Annotated in this window: 2 protein-coding genes; both read left to right on the top strand. The window is 57.3% G+C overall.

Annotated elements, in window-relative coordinates:
- The coding region (locus B7364_RS08325; protein ID WP_106407591.1) for a tyrosine-type recombinase/integrase at positions 1–720 on the top strand (720 nt) is incomplete at its 5' end.
- 13 nt (positions 721–733) lie between these two features.
- Positions 734–1,554 (top strand): IS91 family transposase (locus tag B7364_RS08320; RefSeq protein ID WP_085339543.1); only part of this gene is annotated, 821 nt, incomplete at its 3' end.

Raw genomic sequence — 1,554 nt, 5'->3', positions numbered from 1 at the left:
ACCATGACATTGGACCGGCCGGATTTATCGCGCCGTCTGGTCCGGGTATTTCAACCTCGCAAGTTGCCAAGCGTGCTCAGCCCTGATGAGGTCGGCGTACTTCTAGCAGCCACGACGTGCCTCAAGCACCGTGCGGCTCTGAGTGTTGCTTATGGATCAGGCTTGCGGGCTGGCGAAGTTGTAGCCCTGAAGGTTGGCCATATTGATAGCCAGCGCATGGTGATCCGTGTCGAGCGGGGTAAAGGCGGCCGCTACCGCAATGCCATGCTGTCAGACGATCTTCTGACCTTACTGCGCACATGGTGGCGGGAAGGACGTAGCAAAGGTGTGATGTTGCCTGACGGCTGGCTGTTTCCAGGCATGGATATTGATAACCACATGTCGACCCGCCACCTTGGTCGCATTGTCCATGAGGCAGCGAAGGCCGCTGGCATCGCCAAGCGTGTCAGCCCCCACACCTTACGCCATAGCTTTGCCACCCATTTGTTGGAAGACGGTGTGGACATCCGCGTGATCCAAGTCTTGTTGGGCCATGCCAAGCTGGAGAACACCGCCCTTTATACCCAAGTTGCGACCCGAACAGTGCGCGCTGTCACCTGTCCATTCGATAAGGTTTTGGCCACTATGGGCGGCCCCGATCCTAATACAGGGCAACATAGCAAGGTAGAGCTTAGCCAGTTTGGCCATGAGCCTGAGGAGGTCCGACAGGTGCAGTTCTGACCCCTGACCTGCCATGCGCCCCTCTTTGGAGGTGGCTGATATCTTTGCCCGCTTTGGCGATGCTTATCGTCAAGCCCACAAGGGCCATCTCAGCTTAAGCCAACTCAAGGTCATGTCAGCCATCCAGTCTTGCAGGACCGCCGTCCTTGGCGGTCATGTCGAAGGCTGCACCAAGTGTGATCATACCAAGATCGCCTACAACAGCTGTCGCAACAGGCACTGCCCCAAGTGTCAGGGGGCAGCCGCACGCGACTGGCTGGCCAAGCGACAAGAGGACCTATTGCCCATTGGCTATTTCCATGTGGTCTTCACCCTACCCCACGAGATTGGCGATATCGCATGGTACAACAAGACCGTCATCTATGACCTCTTGTTTAAAGCTGCCTCGCAGACCCTGATGACCATTGCCGCTGACCCCAGGCATTTGGGGGCCAGGATTGGCATCACGGCTGTCCTGCATACATGGGGGTCAGCTCTCACCCATCATCCCCACATTCATATGATCGTGCCAGGAGGTGGTCTCAGCAAGGATGGTAAACATTGGATCCGATCACGCGCGAAGTTCCTTCTGCCCGTGCGTGTCTTGTCCAAGCTATTTCGGCGCTTGTTCTTGGACAAGCTGATGGCCCTACATCGTGACGCTCAGTTGCGCTTCTTTGGTGATCACGCCCCCTTGGCTGACCCCAAGCGCTTTGCCAGCTTTATGGCGTCCATGCGTGCCAAGAAGTGGGTGGTCTACGCCAAGGCCCCCTTCTGCGGGCCAGACGCGGTTCTGGCCTATCTTGCCCGCTATACCCACCGTGTCGCCATCTCCAACAAGCGCCTGATCGCCAT

The sequence above is a fragment of the Aquidulcibacter paucihalophilus genome, from assembly GCF_002105465.1.
Lineage (GTDB): Bacteria > Pseudomonadota > Alphaproteobacteria > Caulobacterales > Aquidulcibacteraceae > Aquidulcibacter > Aquidulcibacter paucihalophilus.
Note: the sequence above shows the minus strand (reverse complement) of the source record. Positions and strands in the feature narration are given on the sequence as shown.